At 52.5% G+C, this 21,938-nt stretch carries 28 protein-coding genes; 12 read left to right on the top strand and 16 right to left on the bottom strand.

The window, feature by feature from the left end:
• Positions 1 to 85 precede the first annotated feature (85 nt).
• From J1N60_RS13635 to J1N60_RS13645, 3 genes are all read left to right on the top strand, one after another.
• Positions 86 to 763, top strand: coding sequence for a hypothetical protein (locus J1N60_RS13635; RefSeq protein ID WP_312908256.1), 678 nt, complete (start codon positions 86 to 88; stop codon positions 761 to 763).
• A gap of 101 nt (positions 764 to 864) precedes the next feature.
• Positions 865 to 1,152 (top strand): hypothetical protein, encoded by a 288-nt coding sequence (locus J1N60_RS13640; RefSeq protein WP_226042449.1) that lies wholly within the window; start codon positions 865 to 867, stop codon positions 1,150 to 1,152.
• Positions 1,153 to 1,231: 79 nt separating this feature from the next.
• On the top strand, positions 1,232 to 1,597 hold the full coding sequence (locus J1N60_RS13645) for a hypothetical protein (RefSeq protein ID WP_312908259.1): 366 nt from the start codon (positions 1,232 to 1,234) through the stop codon (positions 1,595 to 1,597).
• Here J1N60_RS13645 and J1N60_RS13650 read toward each other — a convergent pair.
• The 3 genes from J1N60_RS13650 to J1N60_RS13660 all read right to left on the bottom strand — a co-directional run bounded on the left by J1N60_RS13650 (position 1,588) and on the right by J1N60_RS13660 (position 3,152).
• Positions 1,588 to 1,851 carry a hypothetical protein gene (locus J1N60_RS13650; RefSeq protein WP_312908260.1) on the bottom strand — a complete coding sequence of 88 codons (264 nt, stop codon included), beginning with the start codon at positions 1,849 to 1,851 and terminating at the stop codon, positions 1,588 to 1,590. The genes J1N60_RS13645 and J1N60_RS13650 overlap by 10 nt on opposite strands.
• Positions 1,852 to 1,940: 89 nt before the next feature.
• Positions 1,941 to 2,126, bottom strand: a complete 186-nt coding sequence (locus tag J1N60_RS13655) for a DUF7511 domain-containing protein (RefSeq protein WP_312908262.1) — start codon at positions 2,124 to 2,126, stop codon at positions 1,941 to 1,943.
• 162 nt (positions 2,127 to 2,288) lie between these two features.
• Positions 2,289 to 3,152, bottom strand: coding sequence for a DUF7344 domain-containing protein (locus J1N60_RS13660; RefSeq protein ID WP_312908263.1), 864 nt, complete (start codon positions 3,150 to 3,152; stop codon positions 2,289 to 2,291).
• A 458-nt stretch (positions 3,153 to 3,610) separates the two neighbouring features.
• Between J1N60_RS13660 and J1N60_RS20665 the strand changes: the two genes are divergently transcribed.
• A complete protein-coding gene (locus J1N60_RS20665) occupies positions 3,611 to 3,922 on the top strand; it encodes a DUF7344 domain-containing protein (RefSeq protein ID WP_425499293.1) in 312 nt (103 codons plus the stop codon).
• A 300-nt stretch (positions 3,923 to 4,222) separates the two neighbouring features.
• Here the strand turns inward: J1N60_RS20665 and J1N60_RS13665 are convergent, their stop codons facing one another.
• The 6 genes from J1N60_RS13665 to J1N60_RS13690 all read right to left on the bottom strand — a co-directional run bounded on the left by J1N60_RS13665 (position 4,223) and on the right by J1N60_RS13690 (position 11,803).
• Positions 4,223 to 4,597 (bottom strand): HalOD1 output domain-containing protein, encoded by a 375-nt coding sequence (locus J1N60_RS13665; protein WP_312908265.1) that lies wholly within the window; start codon positions 4,595 to 4,597, stop codon positions 4,223 to 4,225.
• 96 nt (positions 4,598 to 4,693) lie between these two features.
• A complete protein-coding gene (locus J1N60_RS13670; protein WP_312908267.1) occupies positions 4,694 to 8,071 on the bottom strand; it encodes an MEDS domain-containing protein in 3,378 nt (1,125 codons plus the stop codon).
• Between the two features lie 392 nt (positions 8,072 to 8,463).
• Positions 8,464 to 8,646: an Lrp/AsnC family transcriptional regulator gene (locus J1N60_RS13675; RefSeq protein WP_312908269.1), complete on the bottom strand. Its 183-nt coding sequence runs from the start codon at positions 8,644 to 8,646 to the stop codon at positions 8,464 to 8,466.
• A 38-nt stretch (positions 8,647 to 8,684) separates the two neighbouring features.
• The gene (locus J1N60_RS13680; protein ID WP_312908271.1) at positions 8,685 to 9,056 is read right to left on the bottom strand and encodes a DUF7344 domain-containing protein; all 372 of its coding nucleotides are present in this window, start codon (positions 9,054 to 9,056) and stop codon (positions 8,685 to 8,687) included.
• A 481-nt stretch (positions 9,057 to 9,537) separates the two neighbouring features.
• Positions 9,538 to 11,091 (bottom strand): ATP-binding protein, encoded by a 1,554-nt coding sequence (locus J1N60_RS13685; protein WP_312908273.1) that lies wholly within the window; start codon positions 11,089 to 11,091, stop codon positions 9,538 to 9,540.
• Between the two features lie 331 nt (positions 11,092 to 11,422).
• A complete protein-coding gene (locus tag J1N60_RS13690; protein ID WP_312908275.1) occupies positions 11,423 to 11,803 on the bottom strand; it encodes a DUF7344 domain-containing protein in 381 nt (126 codons plus the stop codon).
• 283 nt (positions 11,804 to 12,086) lie between these two features.
• On the opposite strand from J1N60_RS13690, the gene J1N60_RS13695 reads away from it, so the two are divergent.
• The 3 genes from J1N60_RS13695 (at position 12,087) to J1N60_RS13705 (ending at position 13,626) form a co-directional block, all read left to right on the top strand.
• A complete protein-coding gene (locus J1N60_RS13695) occupies positions 12,087 to 12,419 on the top strand; it encodes an ArsR/SmtB family transcription factor (RefSeq protein ID WP_312908277.1) in 333 nt (110 codons plus the stop codon).
• A 50-nt stretch (positions 12,420 to 12,469) separates the two neighbouring features.
• Complete coding sequence (locus J1N60_RS13700; protein ID WP_312908279.1) at positions 12,470 to 13,261, top strand: TrmB family transcriptional regulator; 792 nt, start codon at positions 12,470 to 12,472, stop codon at positions 13,259 to 13,261.
• Positions 13,262 to 13,419: 158 nt separating this feature from the next.
• On the top strand, positions 13,420 to 13,626 hold the full coding sequence (locus J1N60_RS13705) for a HalOD1 output domain-containing protein (RefSeq protein ID WP_312908281.1): 207 nt from the start codon (positions 13,420 to 13,422) through the stop codon (positions 13,624 to 13,626).
• 118 nt (positions 13,627 to 13,744) lie between these two features.
• Here J1N60_RS13705 and J1N60_RS13710 read toward each other — a convergent pair whose 3' ends face one another.
• From J1N60_RS13710 to J1N60_RS13725, 4 genes are all read right to left on the bottom strand, one after another.
• Positions 13,745 to 14,203, bottom strand: coding sequence for a response regulator (locus J1N60_RS13710; protein ID WP_312908283.1), 459 nt, complete (start codon positions 14,201 to 14,203; stop codon positions 13,745 to 13,747).
• Between the two features lie 16 nt (positions 14,204 to 14,219).
• Positions 14,220 to 14,492: a DdfA family disk-determining factor gene (gene ddfA / locus J1N60_RS13715; RefSeq protein ID WP_312908284.1), complete on the bottom strand. Its 273-nt coding sequence runs from the start codon at positions 14,490 to 14,492 to the stop codon at positions 14,220 to 14,222.
• A gap of 79 nt (positions 14,493 to 14,571) precedes the next feature.
• Positions 14,572 to 15,060: an Lrp/AsnC family transcriptional regulator gene (locus J1N60_RS13720; protein ID WP_312908285.1), complete on the bottom strand. Its 489-nt coding sequence runs from the start codon at positions 15,058 to 15,060 to the stop codon at positions 14,572 to 14,574.
• A gap of 600 nt (positions 15,061 to 15,660) precedes the next feature.
• Complete coding sequence (locus tag J1N60_RS13725; protein WP_312908286.1) at positions 15,661 to 15,990, bottom strand: hypothetical protein; 330 nt, start codon at positions 15,988 to 15,990, stop codon at positions 15,661 to 15,663.
• 110 nt (positions 15,991 to 16,100) lie between these two features.
• Between J1N60_RS13725 and J1N60_RS13730 the strand changes: the two genes are divergently transcribed.
• Positions 16,101 to 16,460 (top strand): hypothetical protein, encoded by a 360-nt coding sequence (locus tag J1N60_RS13730; protein WP_312908287.1) that lies wholly within the window; start codon positions 16,101 to 16,103, stop codon positions 16,458 to 16,460.
• On the opposite strand, the gene J1N60_RS13735 is transcribed toward J1N60_RS13730, so the two are convergent.
• Complete coding sequence (locus J1N60_RS13735; protein ID WP_312908288.1) at positions 16,457 to 16,858, bottom strand: hypothetical protein; 402 nt, start codon at positions 16,856 to 16,858, stop codon at positions 16,457 to 16,459. The two genes, J1N60_RS13730 and J1N60_RS13735, sit on opposite strands and share 4 nt — an antisense overlap.
• A 267-nt stretch (positions 16,859 to 17,125) precedes the next feature.
• On the opposite strand from J1N60_RS13735, the gene J1N60_RS13740 reads away from it, so the two are divergent.
• The 3 genes from J1N60_RS13740 (at position 17,126) to J1N60_RS13750 (ending at position 20,074) form a co-directional block, all read left to right on the top strand.
• On the top strand, positions 17,126 to 17,425 hold the full coding sequence (locus tag J1N60_RS13740) for a DUF7344 domain-containing protein (RefSeq protein ID WP_312908289.1): 300 nt from the start codon (positions 17,126 to 17,128) through the stop codon (positions 17,423 to 17,425).
• A gap of 311 nt (positions 17,426 to 17,736) precedes the next feature.
• The gene (locus tag J1N60_RS13745; RefSeq protein ID WP_312908290.1) at positions 17,737 to 19,623 is read left to right on the top strand and encodes a PAS domain S-box protein; all 1,887 of its coding nucleotides are present in this window, start codon (positions 17,737 to 17,739) and stop codon (positions 19,621 to 19,623) included.
• Positions 19,613 to 20,074 carry a response regulator gene (locus tag J1N60_RS13750; RefSeq protein ID WP_312908291.1) on the top strand — a complete coding sequence of 154 codons (462 nt, stop codon included), beginning with the start codon at positions 19,613 to 19,615 and terminating at the stop codon, positions 20,072 to 20,074. The genes J1N60_RS13745 and J1N60_RS13750 overlap by 11 nt, the downstream gene beginning before the upstream one ends.
• Before the next feature lie 566 nt (positions 20,075 to 20,640).
• Here J1N60_RS13750 and J1N60_RS13755 read toward each other — a convergent pair.
• Both J1N60_RS13755 and J1N60_RS13760 read right to left on the bottom strand, forming a co-directional pair.
• Complete coding sequence (locus tag J1N60_RS13755; RefSeq protein ID WP_312908293.1) at positions 20,641 to 21,033, bottom strand: type II toxin-antitoxin system VapC family toxin; 393 nt, start codon at positions 21,031 to 21,033, stop codon at positions 20,641 to 20,643.
• Positions 21,030 to 21,290, bottom strand: coding sequence for an antitoxin VapB family protein (locus tag J1N60_RS13760; RefSeq protein ID WP_312908294.1), 261 nt, complete (start codon positions 21,288 to 21,290; stop codon positions 21,030 to 21,032). The genes J1N60_RS13755 and J1N60_RS13760 overlap by 4 nt, the downstream gene beginning before the upstream one ends.
• A gap of 415 nt (positions 21,291 to 21,705) precedes the next feature.
• On the opposite strand from J1N60_RS13760, the gene J1N60_RS13765 reads away from it, so the two are divergent.
• Positions 21,706 to 21,936, top strand: a complete 231-nt coding sequence (locus J1N60_RS13765; RefSeq protein ID WP_226777401.1) for a hypothetical protein — start codon at positions 21,706 to 21,708, stop codon at positions 21,934 to 21,936.
• Positions 21,937 to 21,938: the final 2 nt, after the last annotated feature.

Consider the following 21,938-nt stretch of genomic DNA (forward strand, 5'->3'; position numbering starts at 1 on the left):
CACCATTGGCAAGAACACATATAGGCAAATCATCTTTCTTTTCCCCACAGACTTAACACAACGTGATCATATATACATAAATAATATGTCCAAAACAAATCCACGCTCCATAGCAGAAGAAGCAATCGAAACACTGGATGACTGCAAGCGAACGGGTGACAAAGTCAAAATCAGCGAAGATGCACTCGATGCCATCGGCATCGATCGTAACACTCGAGTCGCCAATTGGGGACGCAACAGTCTCCCTATCACTTACAACCTGCACCGCAAACACGAAGTATGGCTACTCATCGAGACACATACGAACCAGCAAGGCCCAGAACGCACAATCCACTACATCACCGCCGGGAACCCATCGGTCGAACACGAAGAACTTGACCTCAATGCTGCCCGAGAAATCCTCGAAAACGCCGAACACTGGACAGCAAACACCGATCAAGCCATTACTGCAATCGAAAACCGACAGATGGCCATCAGCGATTGGTGGCGTGACGGGATCATCAATGGCAACCTGGCAGTGATCGGAGGCGAAAACCGGATGCACTTCACCGCACCTACCACCACGATCGAGTACCACGGCGCGCCAGAACTCGATCGTGTTGAGAAAGACCTCTTCCGTGACGCAGCATCCGCAGTGCACCCTGTTGTCGGCGACCACGTCCGCGGCTACCAGCATCCCTTCAACGTCGAATACTCAACTGAAGTAACTTGGAGCACAGACCGGCTGAACCCAGAAGAACTCGTCGAGCAACACACAGCCTAACCCACTTATGAATCCAGTCTGGAGAGTTGGAATACCAGAGTACTACCCGGTTCTCAAGTAACCACGAGAAGAACTAACCCCGAACACACCAACAATAGCACATGGCCCAGATCCCGAAAACACAGTTCACAATTCTCCAAGGAATTGTCGCCCACCCGAACGAGTCACCATCCCTGCTCGAACTCGACGAGATGAACCCCAGTCTGGAACGAGAAGAGATTCAGGAACATCTGCAACAGCTCATCGACGCGAACATCGTGGAGAAACCCAATGCCCGAGACACTGTATCGAACTACAGATTAACCGGCAGTGGACGAGATGAACTAACGGGAACCGGTCTCTTCAACGCTGAAACCACTCTCAAACACTATTATCTGAACACTTCGTGAACCGGCTCAGACAGATACGAATTTCTACCACGTCTTCCTGGTCGATACCATCTTGAAGCAACCCCACAAAACACACACCATGACTGACGACCCGATTCTTGACGACGATTATATCGTCGCAAAACGCGAAGAAGTCCTGAATGCCCTAGACGAAGAAGGAATCTCCAAAGAAGAGCTCGCTGAGATGAGCGCTGACGAAGTGCTTGATGCGGTCGGCACGGCGATGGTGAAGAACCATCCCGACGATGGAGATTTTGATGTTGACGAGGAAGCTCGGAAAATCATCGAAGAGTCAGCCGAAATGGGTGACAGAGGTGCAAAATCGCCACCGGAAGGGAAGACGTGTGAAAGAGAGGGGTGTGACCGCGACGCAGTAGCTGGGCCAGGCGAGGAATGGCTATGCGCTGAGCACCAGAAAGAGTTCTTCAGCGAACGTCACAACTGATCAGAATTCGTCGAGTGTTCGGTGTTCGCTTCCTCGGGCCAGTCGTCAGGGATTGAGAGTCCGGGACTGGACTCTTCTCGAGACTCAATGTCGAGATCGTCTGAGAATTCGTTGTAGAACTTGTCGGCGAGTTCTCGCACAGCGATGGCCATGTCTTCTTGGTTCTCGATTTCGGTCTGAGTCCGGAACTGCACGCCCTCGAGCGTGTCGTGTGACGTGTACAGCTTGGCCACTGCGTAGGCGTCACTATCCACGTCGAACAGCCCCTCCAAGTTACCGGGTAGACAGACGTCGATGTTCGCGTGGCGGGTCTCGGCTCGAAACTGCGGTAAATACAGGTGGACTACTGAGCATCTTTTGGATGGATATACGAACCTTCCCTAGCAAGAATCCACTTCGTCTGTAGCTCGTCGTCTGTTGCATTCTCTGGAAATAATACACATTCATCAGCTTCTGGTGAGTTTTCAATTACAACCTGAATGAGCTCAGGATGGCTCGAAATATCACTTGAAGAGGCCGATTCAGGCATGTTACGCCACCCGACACCCGCCCTATAGAAAAATATTACATATAGTCAATTGACTATAGCTCTTTAAAACAACAATAGTGGAATCCTCTGATAGGTCAATACATATACTTACTGACCAACAAAAGCTTCGTCAGAACTGATAGAAGGGTCAACGCATAACGTCTACTCGGGGAATGAAGTATTATACTCTTTCAGCAGTCGAACAAGTGGTTCCACCTCGGAGAACTTCGGCCCCTTGGAGATGATCTCCGTCTTATTGTCCCACCTGATGTATCCGGCGTTGGCTAATTTGGGTAAATGCGTATGGTGCAGCCGTATTCGGTCGTTCTCGTGGTTTAGCCGTCGTTCGATGGTGACGATACTGGTCTCGGTGGTGTCTCCTAACAACGTCATGAGAATAACGCGTCTTGTGCGACTTGTGAGTGCGTCCATCATCAAGTCGATGACTTCCAAAGAAACGGCGCGTCCCTCGATAGTATCGGTACGCGTCTCCCGAATCAGCGGCTCATCCCGGAGGGACAATATGTACTCTACCCACTGGCCGTACATCTCGACAAGGATTTTCTCTTTGTCGATGAATGGTTCATCGCGGGCGGCAGTGTCCGCAAAACAGAGCGTTCCATAGAGGTCGTTGTCAACCAAGACCGTCGTCCCGAGGTAACTCCCGAACTCGAGTGTTACATATGCTGGATCATCTTCCCACCCTTCAGCGAGGGCATCACTGACGGCCATTGTCCCTTCCGGGTCTGCGATGGTTTTCCGACAGTAGGTTTTGGAGAGTGGAACGGTGGTATCCGGTTTTAGATTCCCGTGGGAACCATGTACGATTTCGAAAGATTCTGTCTCGTTTTCTAGATCGATATGCGACAGAAACGCGCAATTCAGCTCGAATTTGTCGGTTTCCTGTTCGAACAGTTGTTCGAGTTTGGTTCTTGGTTCGATATTGGGGGCCAACAGCGTTCGCCACAGGCGCTGGAAATAGGGCAATCCCCCACCCGCTTCCGATGTGCAGATACTATGTGTCATTGAATGAGTTACGTGGCCGTGCGGCTAGCGAGCTTTTCCGATAGCTTGGATAAATAAGTATGTTGCGTGATACCATATAACTATGGCTGGAAGCCCTGGACTGGCGCCCAGAGACCCGCTCTTCGAGTGCTCCGTCTGCTAATTCAACACCCTGAACTGAACAGTTTAATTCCTTACGATGTGAATGTGCAAACAATCCTATGACACCCCATATAAAGCTGGAGAGCAGGTGAACTGGTCTTTGCCTTTATCCTAGCTCTCTAAGGAGTACTAGCCGAACGGGAGCGGTCGCCCCGACAATATGGGGTCAGGTGCGTCGGGGCGACTGTTCCCGGGATGAACACACTATGAGAATGCAATCTCTACGCAATCCATTTCGTCGCATCAAAACCACAATCACACGCGTACGTCACACTTACACCTCACAGTCACACGTCACGGACATCGATCACAGTGACATGCTGACCATTTTGTCGTCTGACTGGCGCAGGTGGGCAATCGAGTATCTGTCCGACCACCCACCGGACAGCACAGTAACCGTCTCTGACCTGGCCGAGCACGTCACAGCCAAGCAAAACGAGTGCGCAGTTCAGGAACTCAGTTCGAAACAAAGAGAACGCGTCTATATCGCCCTTTGTCAGCAGCACATGACGACTCTCGAAGAAACCATCGTTGACTACGACCGAGATAGGAAAACCATCACACCGACCGAGACACCTGCACGCCTCTGGAGTGCATACCGCGCCTTCCAGCGCTCGCTTGACGGCTAGCGTCGCTACTCAACGGAGTAGAATGCTGGCTTAAATACGCGGAATTGCATCCAAAAGACGCGTCGGGATCGCCTCAGCTCACACACCACTCCGGGGTCGGTGATTTCAGAGTGGTGATTTCGACCCGACTGCTACAAAGGGGTTACTTGGATACCGGTAAAGTACACGAAATTGTGTAATGAGAGTTATTAAACTGAACACCAAGCAGCGTGGGAGTCGGTAATCAAAAACAATCTTGTCAGTCCGTTATCCGTACCTCCGGAAAATTCCGCTAGTTATTTCCTACAGGGAGTCGGAGATCTACTTTCTGTGGGGTGGTGCGTCATCTGGCGGTTCGATACGCATCGTGCCGTCACAGGAGATCGTTATCTCACAGGACGCAAAATCAAATGTGATGGACACACTCCCTTGCTTGGTGGAGTCGCTCCTTGAGTTGTCGAGTACTTGTTTCAATGCATCGGGATCGATAGTTGTGTACAGCGGATCTAACTCTACCGGGGTTTTACCTGTAATAGCTGCAACTGATCGAACGACAGTGGTGACTAGCGTCTCGGAATTTTCCACATCGTATTGGGCGTAGTAAGACTCAGTTTTCGGATCGTACCCGGCTCGGTCTTGTCGGAGAAAACTCTTCAAGTCGGTTGACGCGTCCTCGTTACACTCGTTCTCACTCATCACCCTATAGAGGGGGTTGAACCGCTAATGCGTTGTACCGCAATAACGAAAAACCCTGCGAGAGATATACCTAAATAACAAACCCCGGGGATACAGTTATTCCTCGTCGAAAGCCAAGGAGAACACCTTCCGTTGGCCAGCACGGAGATGTTGCGTGAAAGTCGGCGGGGAAATACCGAGTGAATCAGCGATGTCCTGCCCAGTGCTCAACCGGGGTGACTCGAAAAACCCGCTCAGATAGGCCATCTTGAGAACTTCCGTCTGGCGGTCGGTGAGCGGTTCTTTGATTGCCGTCTGGATGTCCCGAACTGATTTGAGCGGTCTGTTACACGAGCGACGAGAGGTGAGTTCGACCGCCGGATAGGTGTCGCGAAGGCTCTCGAGGAATGGGCGGACATCGGTACTCGACGGAAGATCTACGACAGCTGTTGCACGGTCTCCATCGAATGTGAGAGTGTGTATTGCGACTCCCTGCCCAGTGAGGGTTGGCACGAGTGTGGAACCGGACACGGTCGCCCTGAGTAAGAGTGAATCGTCACTCTCAGTGATCTGTTCGACCTCCTCGATGGCAGCACGATCGTTTGCAACTGTATCGACCGCCTCAGCCGAAGCACCGTTAACTGTGAGAAACACATGTGCTGAATCGTCTTCTGCGGGAACCAATCCCTCAAAACTGATCTGAGTGCCGACGTTTTGTGCGAGCGTTGCGAGCGTCGTGCCGGGCTCTGAAATCTGAAGCGTCAGTTCGACCACGCTGTCCGTCTGGCGGGTCTCCGTAGACTCGACGGTATTGATCGAATAGGCGATCGTCTCACCGAGTTCTTCCAGTAATTCAATATCGCGTTCGCGACTCTGTTGGTGGTCTGCGTAGACTGCTAAGACGCCGTATAACGAGTCCTCGTAGGTCAACGGAACGGCACTACACGCTCGAACACCTTGCTCGAGTGTCTGATCGCGCCATGGATCAAACTGAGAGTCCAAGATGATGTCATCGACGACTTGGACATCACGAGTTTTCACTGCCGTCCCGATGGGGCCCTGTCCTGTAGGTGCATCGTTACTGGTAATTGTGAGACTGTCCAAGTAGTCCGGTTCGACCCCAGCCCATTCACTGGGCGTAATCGTGTCGGTACCAGCATCGTGTTCTCCGATCCATGCGAACTCAAACAGGTCGGAGTCCGCAAACTGGTCACAGACAGCCCGGTCGATTTCAGCCCGCGTCTCGGCTTGCACTAACGTCTGACCGATCCCACGGATGATCGCATTGATCTGGCTAAGGCGGTGTAGCTCTGCATTCTGCTCATCTAATTCTCGTTCACGGTCAGCACGAGTGAACGCGGCCTCGACAGTTGCCGTCATCGTCTTGATGAACTCGACCTCAGACTCAGCAAACTCGCTCGATCCCGTCGTGGCAGTAAGTAATACGCCCTGATTCCTCAGTGGTACGATAACGATTTTGTTCAACGAGTCGTGCTCTGTTCCTCCCTCGATGATCTGCATCTCGTTCGTAACGAATGCCTCCCAGACGGCTCCCTCTTGAGATTCTCCCAGTATTTCCGATGGCAGGGCAGTTTCTGCATCAGATGTCTGTGTCGCTAGTGAGAGGCACCCAGATTCATCGTATTGCATAATGGCAGTTACCGGGAGATCAAATGCTGACTCCGAACGGTCTATGACTTTCTGGGCGATGTCAGCCCACGTTTCCGTATTCATGAGGTCGCGACTTATCTCGTTGAGGCCCGTCAGCTGTTCCTCACGGTGTTCCCGTTCGAGTTCGTAGCTCAACCACTGACTCATCAGGTCGAGGAAGGTGTACTCGTCGTCGGTGAACTTCCGCTCGCGAGCGGAACTATCGGCGAAACAGACTGAGCCGAAGACGCCATTGCTATCGGTCACCCTTGTCCCGAGATAGCAGCCGAGGCCATACTCCTGGTAGAGTGGGTCACCGTCCCAACCATTTGCTTCAGCGTCCTCGACTCCGACTGGAACGTCCAGCGAGATCGTCTTATTACAGTACTGGTCGGGTTTCGGAGAAAACATTGTACTACCCTCCTCTAGATCGGTGCCGTGGGTGCGGATAACTCGGAATTTCTCCCCTTCTTCCTTGAGGAGGAATCCCATGTCCAAACCGAACCGGTCACACCCTATGTCAAGAAGTTTCCCAATCTTGTCTTCGAGAGTAAGGTCTCGGGCAGAGGTTATTTCGTAGAGGGCGCGCTGAGCGCGGTCGCGTTCGGTACGTTCTAGTTCGTTGCTCACCCACTTCCCCATCAGTTCCAGAAATGTCCGCTCGTCGTCGGTGAACGACTCCTTGCGCGGCGACGTATCGTAGAACCAGAGCGTGCCGTATGGATCACCGTCAGTGGTCACCCTGAGACCGAAATATGTCCTGACGCCGAGTTCCTGAAACACTGGGTCGGAGTCCCATTCCTCCCCGACAGTATCGGGCACGGCAGTGAGTTCAGTTTGGGTGATAGCCTGTCGGCAAAAACAGTCTTCACCAGGTTGTATTTCGAGAACGCCTGTTTCATCGGGCATCTCGGGGCCCACCATAACCTCTGTCCGAAAATCGTCATCCCACGACGGGAGATACGAGAGGCTACCGCCCTTGAGATTGAAATAGTCACACCCGAGTTCCAACAACTTCTCTACTGTCTCCTCAAACGGCAAATCATTATTTTCGGTTAGCTCGGAGAATTCGCGGAGGTACCGTTTGTGCTCTTGTAATTCCGATCTCGCTTCGGTCTGCTTCCGTAGTGACCCCATGATTTGGTCAATTTCCTGATCTGGGTTCTCTGGGCCGAGGAACTCCTCCGGGGGTATATAGTAATTGTTCTGAAAGATATCGTGGTCGGAGATCAGATGCGGATGTGTACTGATAATCTCCCGGATGACCTCCGATGGGAACCGATTGCGATTGTACTGACAGAGCCCGATGAAGTCCCTACTGTCAAAGACATTATTCGATAAGCTCTCGTATTCGATGAGAGCTTCGGTATCGGGTTCATCCCCGAGGGCCCAAGTCATCTCGCCGACGACCCGTAACGCTTCGTACTCCTCGGTCGCATCGTCGATCGTATCGTGTAGAAATTCAAGCACCCCCTCGCGATCGAACGTCCCACCGCGGAGATAGATGTCGTGTTTGGTATGGATCGACAGTGCTCCTGATTTGAGGGCGCTATCCACATCAATACCGTGAGCGTTCATCGCCTCTAACACAACTTCTCGTGAGTTCTCGTCAGCGATGTATTGGACTCGCTCGCCCCGTTCTAACCCCTGACGTACAAAGGGGATGGCTGTCGCAAACTGGTCTTCGCGGTTCTCGTAGATGAGTGCAAAATGGTCGTTTGCAGCTTCATGGTCGTGGATAGGTTCGACTACTCCGCGAAAATCATCATCGTGACGAAGGGCCTCTTGAGTAGATTCGAGGCCAGATACTTCAGGCTCGTGGGTCTGTTTTGTTGTTCGATCCATTGGCGCTATTTACTTACGAAGGCCCTTAAACTCGGGCATGGTACAGAGGCTAGAGAATATACAGAACGAACCCAAATCACGACGCCAGCAGCGCCCAGAGTGACTGTTACCTCGTCAGTATCGAACCGGTCAGAGGTCTTGGCGCTGGATTTTTTCTCTGACACCCTTCGTTGAGAGCGTAGCAATCTTCTCTCACTTTCACAGTGACAAACTACACGCTCATACTACGATGATACAGTCGGTGATTTTGACCACATTGCTACAAAGAGTACCACGCTATTGCGTCCCCATCGCTCCGGGTTACGCCGTCGCAAAATAGCACAAATGTCGCTTGATGGGGCGGGCCACCACGTCGTCGCCGCGGGCTCGAGCCTCGGGTTGAGTAGAGGAGATCAGCGGGGTGCCCGTATGATTTCGCCGTTCTCTTCGAGCTTGGTGATACGATTGGCGACCGTGCTGGACGAGACGCCGACCTGTTCCCCAATGGCGTTCGTCGTGTTATTCCGAGCATCTTCCTGCAAGAGATACAGGATACCTTTGTCAACCGAGTCAAGTTCCTCCGAGGCCAGGGGCAATTACGAGATACAGTTGACAGCAACAAACTGGTGGTCGCTTATAGCTGAGCGAGGAATGGTTCCAGTTGGCCAATCTCCTCAGTCGGTTCAACGAGGTTCCGACTTGAATCATAATTGATGACTCCTTTCTCCTCCAATTTTGGAATGTGAACGTGGTGCAATGATATATGAACCTGCTGCACCTGTTTACTGGGGATTTCAGTTATTTCTGTGCCCTGTTCCTTTTCGACAACCTCGTTACGGATATCAGTAAGAGTTAGTGGTCGGTCATGAGTGAGAAGCAGGTCAAGAATTGCACGACGGCGGTGGTGAGAGAGCAATTCAAGGACTCCGTCTACCGAAGTATCCTCTACTGGTATGGCTATTTCTTCTTTTGGAGTTTCTCCACTCCCGCTGGTTTGCTCACTCATTGTATCCCGTGGACAAGACACAGGCACCAGTGGGTATAAAGTTCTCGCCAATACGATTTGAAAATATGTTTTGATTATGTGGGTGACTCCGCTGTTCGTTCAGTTCGCACACGTAGTTGTCGTTCAGTACAGGAGCTGGTGTGTTCAATCAGAACTGGTTTAGCTCCCTGTAAAGTTTAAGTAATCTGACGAAGTTGGAAACTCTTAACGTATGGGGGAAGATCGAGATTTTCTCGTGGTCTGCGACCGGTGTGGAAACGCATATGCGGCCATGATTACTGACGATGGAGAAATAGTCCCGATTGGTTCTCGAAATGGTTGCAGATGTGGCGGGACATCGTTCTCCCGAGTAGACGAAGAAGATTTTGACGAAGCTACTGACGGCAGCTGATCAGTATGCAGTGTAGTGAACAGATAGATCAGTCCAGAGGAGGAAAACGGAACGTCATGGGAATCGTTCTGTGATTCCGGTACAGATAATCTACGCACCTGAACCAGCCACTGCTGGAAGAGTGAACGAAAACGTCGATCCTTCACCGGGTTCGGACTCGACCCATATTTCCCCCTCGTGACGTTCGACGATACGTTCGCAGACTGCGAGGCCAATTCCCGTGCCTACATAGTCCCCGTCGCCGTGCAATCCCTCAAAGACCTCGAATATCTGTTCTTGATTGTCAGAATCGATTCCAATTCCTTGGTCAATAACAGAGACTATCCACTCTTCACCATTCTGTTCGGCGGTGACGTGTATCTTCGGTGGCTCCTCACCACTGTATTTGATCGCGTTAGACAGCAGATTCTGGAACAGTTGGCGCAACTGGTTTTCATCCCCTTCCACACGAGGAAGCCGATCTGTGGTTATTTCAGCCCCGCTTTCTTCGATTGTTACCCGTAAGTCCTCACAGACGTCGTCGAAAACGACATCAAGATCGACTGGCTCAAACTCGTTGCCCATCGTCTCGATCCGGGAATACTGGAGCAGCCCGTCGATCATTGAACGCATGCGCTCGGCTCCGTCCACGGCGTACTCGAAGAATTCCTCGCCCTCCTCGTCGAGTTCATCTCCGTATCGGCGTTCGATGAGCTGGAGGTAGGTAGAAACCATCCGAAGTGGTTCTTGTAGATCGTGGGAGGCGGCATAGGCAAATTGCTCTAAGCGTTCGTTTGATTCCTCAAGATCGGCGACTAACTGTTCGAGTTTCTCCTCGTACTGTTTGCGTTCCGTGATGTCTTGGGACATCGCTAAGATGGCATACACGTCGCCGTCGTCATCGGTCAGCGGGTGCGTACGGAACTCGAACACGCGTCCTTGCATCGTCACCTCGAATGAGGTCGGCTCGCCGGCGAGTGTTGTGCGATAGTGCGATTCGATAGTTTCTAGGATTTCGCCTGAATACACTTCTTGAACCTCTTCTCCTTGGAGATCTGCGGCGACAAAATCGACTGATTCAAAGCCCTGACCGCCGACGATTGTATGGCGTAACTCGTCGTCCAAGAGAGCGACCCCGCCGTTTGGAAAGTTCTCCGCGAGCGTCCGGTATCGTTGCTCGGATTCCTCGAGTCGGGCGACGGTCTCTTCGAGTTCCGCTTGCGTTTCCTGTAGCTCCCGGTTCCGTTGTTTGAGGGTAAACGTCCGCGTTTTGGCCCGTGCATCATGCCTACCTGCGCCAGTGCCGGCGACGGCAGCAAGCGCCGGCAGGATGAGAAAGTTGTGGGCTGGATCGTTCAACTCGGCAACGAGTGCGATAACGACGAGGATGCTAACCATCACACCTATTGCACGGAAACACCAGATGGCGACGGTATCGAAGAATTCGGGTCGGATCTCAGTCTGCGGCAGGCGATAGCTCCAATAGAAGAGAGTGATTCCAGTACCACCGATCAGAACAGAAATAATCAGTTCCTCCTCAAGTGGTGTCGGTCTCGGGATACTCGCGAACGGCCATATGACACTCAGTATGATATATGCACTCCCGAGACCCAAGATGGCACGTCGCCCGCCGATAATTGACAAAATGCCGGTCAAGGGCTTCATCACTCGTTAAAAATGGCGCCACTCGGTTATGCTTGCTGAACCACGTCCCCGATACATCCTCCCACTAAATATAAGAGAAATTATGAATAGAGCTTTTGCTGAACGTGGAGGCGTTCATCCCTCTGGGTAATCATGCCGGTGCATTCGCTCTGCAATTGACCAACGAACAACCTAGTGATTAGAATTCTCCATAATCGTACCCGATGGGCGTTCAGTCCCGAAGGCGCCCTTCTCGGTGAATTTTGACGAACGAGGGACGAGTGTCTGAGACCATCGCTCCCGATATTTCAGCCCGATGGAGAACACGCAATCGGCAGTATCTCCAAGTGATTTATAGTTGGTTGAGGAACGGTTCCAGTTGAGTAAGTTTCTCTGTCGGTTCAACGATATTCCGGTTCGGGTCATAATTGACGACTCCTTTATCCTCCAATTTTGGAATGTGAACGTGATGTAATGATATATGGGTCTGTTTTACCTGTTGACTAGGGATTTCGGTTATGTCTGTGTTTTGCTCCTCTTCGACAACCTCGTTACGCAGGTCATTGAGCGTTAATGGCCGGTCATGCGTAAGAAGGAAATCAAGAACTGCACGACGACGTTGGTGGGAGAGCAATTCAAGGATTTCATCTACCGAAACCTCCTCTACTAGCATTATTCCCTCGCTCTGAGGTTTCCCATTCTCTCTGGTTTCGTCACTCCCCTCGTAGTCCATGGACAAGACACAGACATCGATGCGTATAAAGTTCACTCCCAACTACCCCGAAAAGATGTTTTGATTATGTGAGTGAATGCGCTTTTCGTTCAGTTCGCACACGTACTTACCGAATAGCGTGTCCGCGAATCCCGTCCTCGAGGTCAGTGGTCAGTACAGGGATGCGTGTATTACCAGCTTGTTCCGGTGTTACTATTCGAGCTTGCGTCTGTCCGAATGTGATTTTTCGAGTGAATGAGAGTGTTATCCGTGAGCCCCCTTGTTTTTGCTATGAGATCCGTCAATGAGCCAGGAAACCCAAACAGTCTCGACCGAAACAGCATTACGGGTAGTGGCAGATCCGTGTCGGCGATCAATCCTCTCCCAGTTGATCGACGGCGAGGAGACCGTGATTACGACGGATACCCTCGTTGATCGTATCAATCTCGAGAATCCACCTCCGGAGACCAATACAACTCACGCCGACCCCCTTCTTATCGACGTACACCATACACATCTCCCAAAACTGGAGGACGCAAATTTGATCGAGTACGACCCGCGTACGAAAACGATTCGGTATACCTCGAACGAGCGCGTCGAGAGGGTGCTCCAATTCGTCACCGAAGAGCTGGAATAGGGGACTTGAGACGGTAGGGGCTTTTTGTCCTCGAGAGGTCACTAGTTATCATGGTGAGTTTTGAGGAGGAGCAGGCCGAAGCCGAGGCGCTGGAACGATTGCAAGACCTTGGGCTGTCCCAGTACGAGGCTCAAACACTCATCAATCTCCTACGCCTCGGGGCGGGAACCGCACAGGACGTCACGCAAATCGGCGGTGTCCCTCGAACTCGCGTGTACGAATCGGCAGAGCGACTCCACGAATTGGGATTCATCGACATCCAGCACACGACGCCACGAAAATTCACCGTGATATCTAATGAAACGATCATCCGACTGCTCGCCACCAAACGCGAGAACACGATTACCGAACTCGCGGAGTGTCTCGAGGAGATCGGCCCCGCCCAGCCACAACGCGAACAGTTCGGCGTCTGGACGGTCACTGGACGGGAGGCGGTGGCATCCCGCATTGAGGAGTTCATCGCCGACGCTGACGAGCAGATCGTCTACATGACTATCGACGACTTGCTCACCGACGAACACCTCGACAGGCTTCAGGCTGCCGCGGAGCGTGGCGTCGAGATTCACTTGGCGGGGATTTCCGACGAAGTCCAGAAACGCATCCAGGAATCGGTACCGGAAGCCGAACTGTTCGAGACCCTCTGGGAATGGGAGGAGACGCCCGCTGGAAGCCTGCTGATCACGGACGAAGAGACGGCGCTCGTGAGCGCGCGCGTGGACGATATCTCCACTGCCGAAGAAATCGAGGAGACGGCGATCTGGGGTGCCGGCGACCGAAACAGTCTCGTCGTCGTCCTTCGGGCGATTTTCACCTGGCGACTCAACACGAACCAGCCGTCGTAAGGCTGCCCAATAGTTCACTCAGAAAGTCACACTACACTCTTGTTTCTCGATCCCGTGCGAAGAGTATGGTCGCAGAACGAGACGGTACCGATCAATCTACCGATGCACGCGAGCCATTATTCCGCCGAACATACGATTGGTCAGATACAGCAGCGAGTATGGCCACGCTCACTGCCCTCGGAACACTCGAAAAGGTCGATCCGGTGGAACTTCCCGATGTTCTCGGTACCACACTGTACGACCACATCGATCCCGAAGCGCTAGACACGCTTGTCGCTGGCGAAGAACGTGTTGACCTGTCGTTCCTGATCGACGACTATCGGGTGCGAATCGACGGTGAGGAGCTGACGATTACTCGCCAGTGAGGTAGCTAACGATCTCCTCGCGATCAGTTCGCACATGTAGTGAGCAATCCGTCACCTTTCGTTCGATCAGTACAGGGTAACTACTCAGCACAGATCAGACATCCGCAAAAGGTGAACATTACGGCGGAATTGGTGGGAGCCGTGCCTTCTCAACCCAGAACTGCTCAAAAGTATCTACAAGAGAGATGAACTTGGCAGGATCTGTTGGTTTTGTCAGATAGGCGTTAGCGCGGGCATCATAGCACCGCGCAACATCCTCTTCAGCCTCCGAACTCGTGAGCATAAGCACAGGCAGTGGTTTGAGCCGGGGATCATCCCGAATCATTTCAAGAACCTCGCACCCATCTCGACCGGGCAGATTCAAATCCAGCAGGATGAGATCGGGAAGCTCGTTATCTGAAGACGTTCGTAAGAACTCCACAGCGTCGTCACCATTAGTGACTGTCTGTAGTGCTACCTTCTGTTTGGCCGACTTGAATGCCTCTCGAGTGAGCCGAATATCACCGAGATTATCTTCGACAAGCAAAATGTCGATCTCGTCCTCGGTAGAGGACTGGTGGACAGTAGTGTTGTGCATGGGTGATGGCCGAGAATCAACTCTTGATACGCCCATGACCGTGATACTGCTTCTCGACGGCCACATACCCGTCAGAGAACACGCTAACCTCGCAACCGTTGTAGTTGAATGTAACTTTTCCAACGGTCAGGGCATCGTCAAAAATGCGGTCTAAGGCCTCGGGATCAATGGCATCGTACAATGGGGGTGTGAGTTCTACAGGCCGAACACCTTCTGCTTCAGCAACTGCTTCAACTACAGTCTGACTAACACACTTCTCGTCGGGTATTTCGGTCTGGATTTTGTTCACAACCCCTGTAGACCATCCACCTCCTTAAACATATAGCTTGATTGATATTTTCCAGAAGGGCTTAAATAGGCTATGGAAATCAGCCAGTGTCGTCCTCGTTCGTAAATTTCTTTCCGAAGTGATTGTAAGGGAACGCTCGAATCCGCTTCAACAAATCTATGCGCTCGATATCGACGCCCAATTCGCCCATCTCACCGATGCTCTTCTCAATTTCTTGCTTGTTCTGCCCGACCAACTCAATCGAGAGGTTTGCGTTATTCGTTAGTAACTCACTGACACTCACCACACCAGGGACGCTTACGAGGTCGTCAACGATCTCCTCTTGGTCATCAATTGGAATCGTCGCCATGACGAGCAAGTGATGGCCCATCCCCGTTTGCTCGTAGTCAACTGTTGGGTGATATCCCGTGATAACGCCGTTTTCTTCGAGTTTGGTGATGCGATTGGCGACTGTGCTGGACGAGACGCCGACCTTTTCCCCGATGGCGTTCGTCGTGTTGTTCCGGGCATCTTCCTGCAAGAGATACAGGATGCCTTTGTCAACCGAGTCAAGTTCCTCCGAAGCCATGATCAAGGGGCGTAATGGAGTCGTCACTAAAGTAGGTTCCCTTGATTTGTCCAGTACAGGCCGAGTAGTCTACATATCTACGTCTTCGAGAACAGAACCATCGTTGCTGAGAATACGGAGATCGCCATCCCCACAGGTACAAGTTCCGTCTCGTCCACTCCCAATAGGCCGTATTTCACCGTCAGGCCCAAGACGCACCGAATGGGCAGTCCCACAGTTTTCACAGACTGCTGCTGCCCGCTGTCTCTCACCTTCTCCTGCCATCACTCTGGTTCTTGTGTGATGTACGAGTTAACTGTTATCCATAGGGAAAGAGAGATACCCTCCCTCTGATCAGTACGCAGGTGTAGTGAACGGATAGTTCATTCCATATAGGGCGAAAAAACGCCATGTGAATCGTTCTATGACACCCTCGAACAACAAGCTGGGACACTCCAGCTCCAGCAAGGAATCCGATCGCTACGAACATCAGGTTGAAACCTGCTTGGTCTTCAGTAACTGAACTGCCGGCCACTATCGGTTCTGCGTCTGCGTCTGTTTCTGACATTGTAACTAGAAGTACGCCCTACCGTCGTTTAAACAAAAGAACAGAGTCTGGTGCTATTCTTTGAGCGCGTCAGGAACTAGATCGTCGGCCACCGGTTCAATCTCGATCGCTTCCAACAACGTCGCGTATTCTTCATCACGAGCATCCAGACCGTCTACTTCCCACACCTCGACAATCACTTGGATTACTGCCTCGACCGACTCTGGCGGCATCTGGATGTCCGATAACCAGCGGTCAGACGAACTGTGCAGCCATTCCTGCGACTCGGGTGCATCGAATAGCTCCGCATGGCGCTGCCGAATGCGCTGAAAGAACTCATCTTGCTCTTCAGAAACCTCAATGTCGTACAGATCTACATCCGGGTCTGGATCTGGATTAACCATACTGCGGGCGACAGACTCTGGATACATCAACGTGCCGTGTGCCCGCGTGCGATCTCGAAGAAGCCGTGCTGGTCGATACCATCTTGAAGCAACCCCACAAACACCTATTCATGACCACCGACCCACAGTTCGACGAAGAACACATCGAACAAAAACGCGAAGAAATCCTGAACGCCCTATCCGAAGAAGGAATCACAAAAAACGATCTCGCAGAGATGAACCCTGACGAAGTCCTTGACGCGGTCGGCACGGCGATGATAAAACAGCAGAACGCCGATGACGACTTCGACGTTGACGAGGAAGCCCGGAAAATCGTCGAGGAGTCAGCCGAGATGGGCGACAGTATGGCAGACACCCCACCGGAAGGGCAGACGTGTGAGCGCTGCGACCGCGACGCAGTGTCTGGGCCTGGTGAGGAGTGGCTATGCGAGAAGCATCAGAAAGAGTTCTTCGAAGAACGTCACAACTAGAATTCGTCGAGCGTCTTGTGCTCCGCGTCTTCCTCCCAGTCGTCCGGGATCGTCAGGCCCGGGGCGGGTTCTTCTCGAGACTCAACGTCGAGATCGTCGCTGAATTCGTCGTAGAACTTGTCGGCGAGGTCGCGCACGACGATGGCCATGTCTTCCTGGTTCTCGACCTCCGTTTGGATTCGGAATTGAACGCCCTCGAGCGTGTCGTGTGACGTGTACAGCTTGGCCACCGCCCAAGCATCTTCGTCGACGTCGAACAGCCCTTCAGAATTCTGTGGTGCGCACACGTCGATGTAGGCGTTGAGGGTTTCGTGTTCGAAGCACATGCGTCGGGCTGTTCGCATGGCCATTCCCGGGTTCCGGTGCCAATCGTTGGGGAGCATTGCAGTGTTCTTCATCTTGCGTGTATGTACGCGATACCCCGGTTTAAAGCTCAGAAACAGGTGAGCTGGTCTTTGCCTTTATCACTAGACCATGAGCAGTACTGGCCGAAGCGGGTGCGGGTCGCCCCGACAGTAGATGTCGGGTACGTCGGGACGACCTGCGCCCGAAACACCAATGAAAATGCAAATCTGCAATCCGGTTAGTCGCATCAAAGCCGCCATCACACGCGCGCGTCACAGTCACACGTCACACCCATCGATCACAGTGAAGTATTGACCATCTTGTCGTCCGACCGGCGCCGCTGGGCCATCGAGCACCTGGCCGATCAGCCACCGGACGACGTGGTGACGGTGTCCGATCTTGCAGAAGCAGTGGCCGCGCGCGAAAACGACTGCACCGTGAACGAACTCTCCTCGAAACAAAGAGAACGCGTCTACATCAGCCTCTGTCAGCAGCACATGACGATCCTCGAGGAAACTATCGTGGACTACGACCACGACCGGAAAACCATCACACCGACCGAGACACCCGCACGCCTCTGGATTGCATACCAATCCTTCTGCGAGACGCTTGATGGCTAGCGTCGTTACTCGGAGGCGTGGAATGCTGGCGCAATAAGACATGTCCGTCTACTCGGTCACCTGACCGCCTGCGCCAGCACTCGACACTCACCCCCGCTTTCGTAAATACCCGCAGAAATACGTCTGAGAGACCAAAGTATGTGGCCAGTGGATTCGTTTGAGCAGCGTGTTGAAATCCGCCATAGATAGAGAGATCCGCGAGAGGAGAGCCAATTGAGGTGCCATTGGTGGAGACAAATCAGGTTGCCGCAGACTCCCTCATTGAATTCCGCATAGCAACGTTATAGGAGCCCCCTTACAGATTACGGGTAATGGGCTTTAGGGATCGGATCGGTTCCGACGTTGTTGGGAGGAAATTTATTGTAGCCCTTGGAGGGCTTTTCGTCGCACTCGTAGTCAGCTATCCGTTCCTCCCCATTGTTGACGATGCATCGTCCGAACTCTGGATTGTGCTTGGCATTTTAGTTGGTATCCCCGGTCTCGTCCTGTTGTACGGTGGCTATCGGTTACCTCAAACAGACATCCGTTCTGAACTCTATCCTATCATCGGCAAGTGGTGCCTTCGCGGCATTGTGGTCGGTCTCGCTATCATCCTTCCTATCGTTCTTGCCAGTGACGATCCAAATATCGTCGGAAATACACTCTTGCTCACGGCACTGGGCAGTCTCGCGGGCTTCGGCGCAGGTGGGTACGACGCACGGGCCAAAACACGGCAACTCGAACTCCAAGAAACAGTCGATCAACTGGAAACCTCGAATGCGCGCCTTGAACGACACCAGCAGTACACCAACGATATTCTCGACGCAATCGATGACGTGTTCTATGTTTTAGACGAAAATGACTCTCTCACACGGTGGAACCAAAGCCTCTCAGAGGTTTCTGGCTACACGGACGATGAAATAGCATCAATGGCTGTAGCTGACTTCTTCGAGGACGATGACCGTGATACAGCCAAGGCTGCAATCCGCAAGGGCTTCGAGAGCGACTCAGTAGATGTAGAACTCGAGCTGCGCACTAAGGACGGTGATACCGTTCCCTTCGAGTTTGTTGGATCTACGCTCGAGAACACGTCCGGAGACCCTGTTCTGGCCGGCATCGGGCGCGACGTTACGGATCGTGTCGAGCGGGAACAAGAACTCCAGCGCGTCCGCGAGCGGATGGAATTCGCCCTCAATGCTACCGATGCGGTCGTCTGGGACTGGAACGTCGAGGAGGATCAGGCCACATTCTATCCTTCGGCGGAGTCGCTGTATGGAACCCCAGTCGAAACCTGGGAGGACTTTATCGAAGTGATCCATCCAGAGGATAGACAGAAGACACAAGAGGCTATCGAGAACACTCTGGAAACGGGCGAGCCGAAGCACGAAGAGATTCGTATCGTTCGAGACGGAGAAGTGCGGTGGATCGAGGCTCCTGGGCAGCCAGTCCAAGATGATGACGGGCCGACGTGGATGATCGGCGTGGCCCGGGACATCACCGAGCGGAAGACATACGAGCGCAAGCTCGAGGACTCGAACGAGCGACTCGAACAGTTCGCCTACGCGGCCTCCCACGACCTCCAAGAACCGCTTCGGATGGTATCGAGTTATCTGCGGTTGATCGAGAACCGAGCCGACGAGGAACTGACCGAGGAGACCGAAGAGTTCCTCGAATTTGCCGTGGACGGGGCTGACCGCATGCGTGACATGATCGACGGGTTACTGGCGTACTCACGCGTGGAGACCCAGGGAGAGGCGCTCGAACCGATCGACCTCAACGAAGTGGTGGAAGACGTGCGAGACGACCTCGAGATACGTATAACTGAAAGTGATGCCGACGTAGATATTGAGGAGCTACCTCGTGTGGTGGGAGATGAACATCAGTTACGGCAGGTGTTTCAGAACGTATTGAGCAACGCGATTGAGTATAGTGGGGACGAGCCGCCACGAGTGCATATTTCCGCCATCCGGAACGGTTCGATGTGGGAAGTGTCGGTTCGGGATGAGGGGATCGGAATCGAGCCGGACGAACAAGATCGTATTTTTGAGGTCTTCCAGCGGCTCCAATCCCGTAACGACCACGGGGGCTCAGGTATTGGCCTGGCACTATGCGAGCGGATCGTCGAACGTCACGGTGGCGAAATCCGGGTTGAGTCCGAGCCAGGCGAGGGAGCGACGTTCTCATTTACTCTTCCAGCGGAGGATGAGCATGACGAGTGAGTATGGGAGTGCCGAACCGGCTGACGTCCTCCTCGTTGAGGATAATCCTGGCGACATACGTCTCACGAAAGAGGCATTCAAGGACGGGAAGATAGCGAACACACTCCACGTTGTCGAAAACGGTGTTGACGCCCTCGATTTCCTCTTTCAACGGAATGACTACGCTGACGCACCGCGCCCCGATATCGTTCTGTTAGACCTCAATCTCCCCCGCAAAAATGGTGACGAGGTGCTTGCAGAACTTCACGAGGATTCGAACCGTAGGCGTATTCCGGTGATTGTCCTCACGAGTTCGGAAGAAGAAATGGATGTCGTCAAGTCCTACGAACTGTGTGCGAGCGGGTACCTGACGAAGCCAGTTGATCCCGGCGAGTTTATCAACATGATACAGGAGTTAGAGCAGTTCTGGCTCTCGATCATGCGGTTACCGACTGACACGGATCTCGATTGAGAAGCGCCGTGTATTCATCATACTTTTTTGAATACTAGTGTGAAATGTCCTAATTATCGGCGATCAGTTCGCACGTGTGGTTGCCGTTCAGTATAGGTATCTCACTTCTCATCTGGTACTGAAAGAATTATTTTTGTGTCTTTGATTCGGCATCAGTTACCAGATCCGAGTCGTCGCTTACAATCCGAAAATCGCCATCTCCGCACGTACACTCAGGCCCCCTTCCAGTACCGATTGGCAAAATCTCACCCACTGGCCCAATACGAACCGAGTGGGCGGTTCCACAGTTTTCACAGATTGCCGCTGCCCGACGGTTCTCGTCTCCGTTGACCATTTGAGCCCTATCGTTGATTGTGTGGTTATCTGAGTTAACTGTTCCCCTCTATCAAGTTGCCCACCAACAACTGCTCAGTTCACACGTGTATTGAGCGATCCAGTGGATAGCTGAGTTTCTGCGGTTCACTCGTTTGGAAACCGGTAAAGTACACACAATCGTGTTACGTGAGTTATTGAACTGAACAAGGTCGAGCAGCGCGAAAATAGGTAACAGCCAACACAATCGTGCCTTAGTACGACCGTACTTCGAGGCCGCCGATACGGCCAAAGTGCTTGGTGTTTCTCGTGATAACCGGTTCATCGTTGAGAAGCGCAGTCGCAGCGATAATACAGTCTTCTCGCTCAATCCGTTCGCCACGGTTGATCAGCTCACCGGAGAGTTTTCCGGCTTTTCGCATCACGGTGTGGTCGGCGCTCACGACGTGTTTTGTTTCTAGTATCTCGAGAATGCGTTCTCGCTTCGTCTCCGGTGTTTGAGACCGAGCAACACCCTCGTAGAGTTCCAAAACCGTCACGGAGGACACTTTCTGTGGTTGCGCTTCTTTTTCGACGATATCGAGAAGTCGTTTTGCGTTTTCATCGCCCCGAAGTAAGTCGATAATGAACGAGGTGTCCTGAATCATTCCGACGTCTCGTCGTCTACGGCTTCATCTAACTCTACTGTGAGGCGGTCACTCCGCTCTCTGGACTTCGTTCGTCCCTCTTCGATAGCGGCCTCGAGGTCTGCCGCCTCGTCCTCGGAGAGGATTCCCGTAACCTCGTTCCACGACCGTTCTCCAGCGAGGCGCTTGACGGTTTCACTGAAGCTTTCACCCTCTTTTTTTCGGGATTTCAGCCGCTCATAGGCTTCCTCGTCGAGTGAAATCGTTTTCGTTGCCATTGCAGTACACAGTACTACATGCATGCTTAAAAATACTGGTTCGAAGCCCCTCCTTTCAGTAGAAAAATGAGCCAACGTAACGAAACCGGCAAAATACACGAAACAGTGTAACGTGAATTATCGACCTGAACAAGGTCGAGCAGCGAGAGAACCGGTAAGGTTCAAAACATACGTTATAGGCGTTCAATCCTCCAAATAGGAATATAAAATTCGGTTCTGCGGGATTCTTCGCGTTTACTCGGAGTCGATGAGCACCCGGAAGACTGGATACTCGTCCGGTCGAACACGTTCCAACAACACCGCTCGGGTACCCTGCTCAGTCTCGATGAGAGGAATACCGTGAAGCTAGCGGTCAGTTCTTGCTGCTGTGTCTCCATCCAAAGACACAAGATTCTGTGTCTACATAGTTTTCTGTATGCCCAGTATCACCGTCAATGTCGACGACGATCTCAAAGATCGGATGGAGAGACATCCGGAAATCAACTGGAGCGAGGTCACCCGCCAGGCGATCCAAGAGAAAATCGAGACACTCGAAGTGATGGACGAGCTCACATCCGGAAGCGAACTCACCGAGAGCGACGTCGCAGAAATAGCCAACAAGGTCAACGAGAGCGCACGCGACCGCGTCGAAGAGGATTTGGAGTAGTC

The sequence above is a fragment of the Natronosalvus caseinilyticus genome (assembly GCF_017357105.1).
In the GTDB taxonomy this organism is placed as follows: domain Archaea; phylum Halobacteriota; class Halobacteria; order Halobacteriales; family Natrialbaceae; genus Natronosalvus; species Natronosalvus caseinilyticus.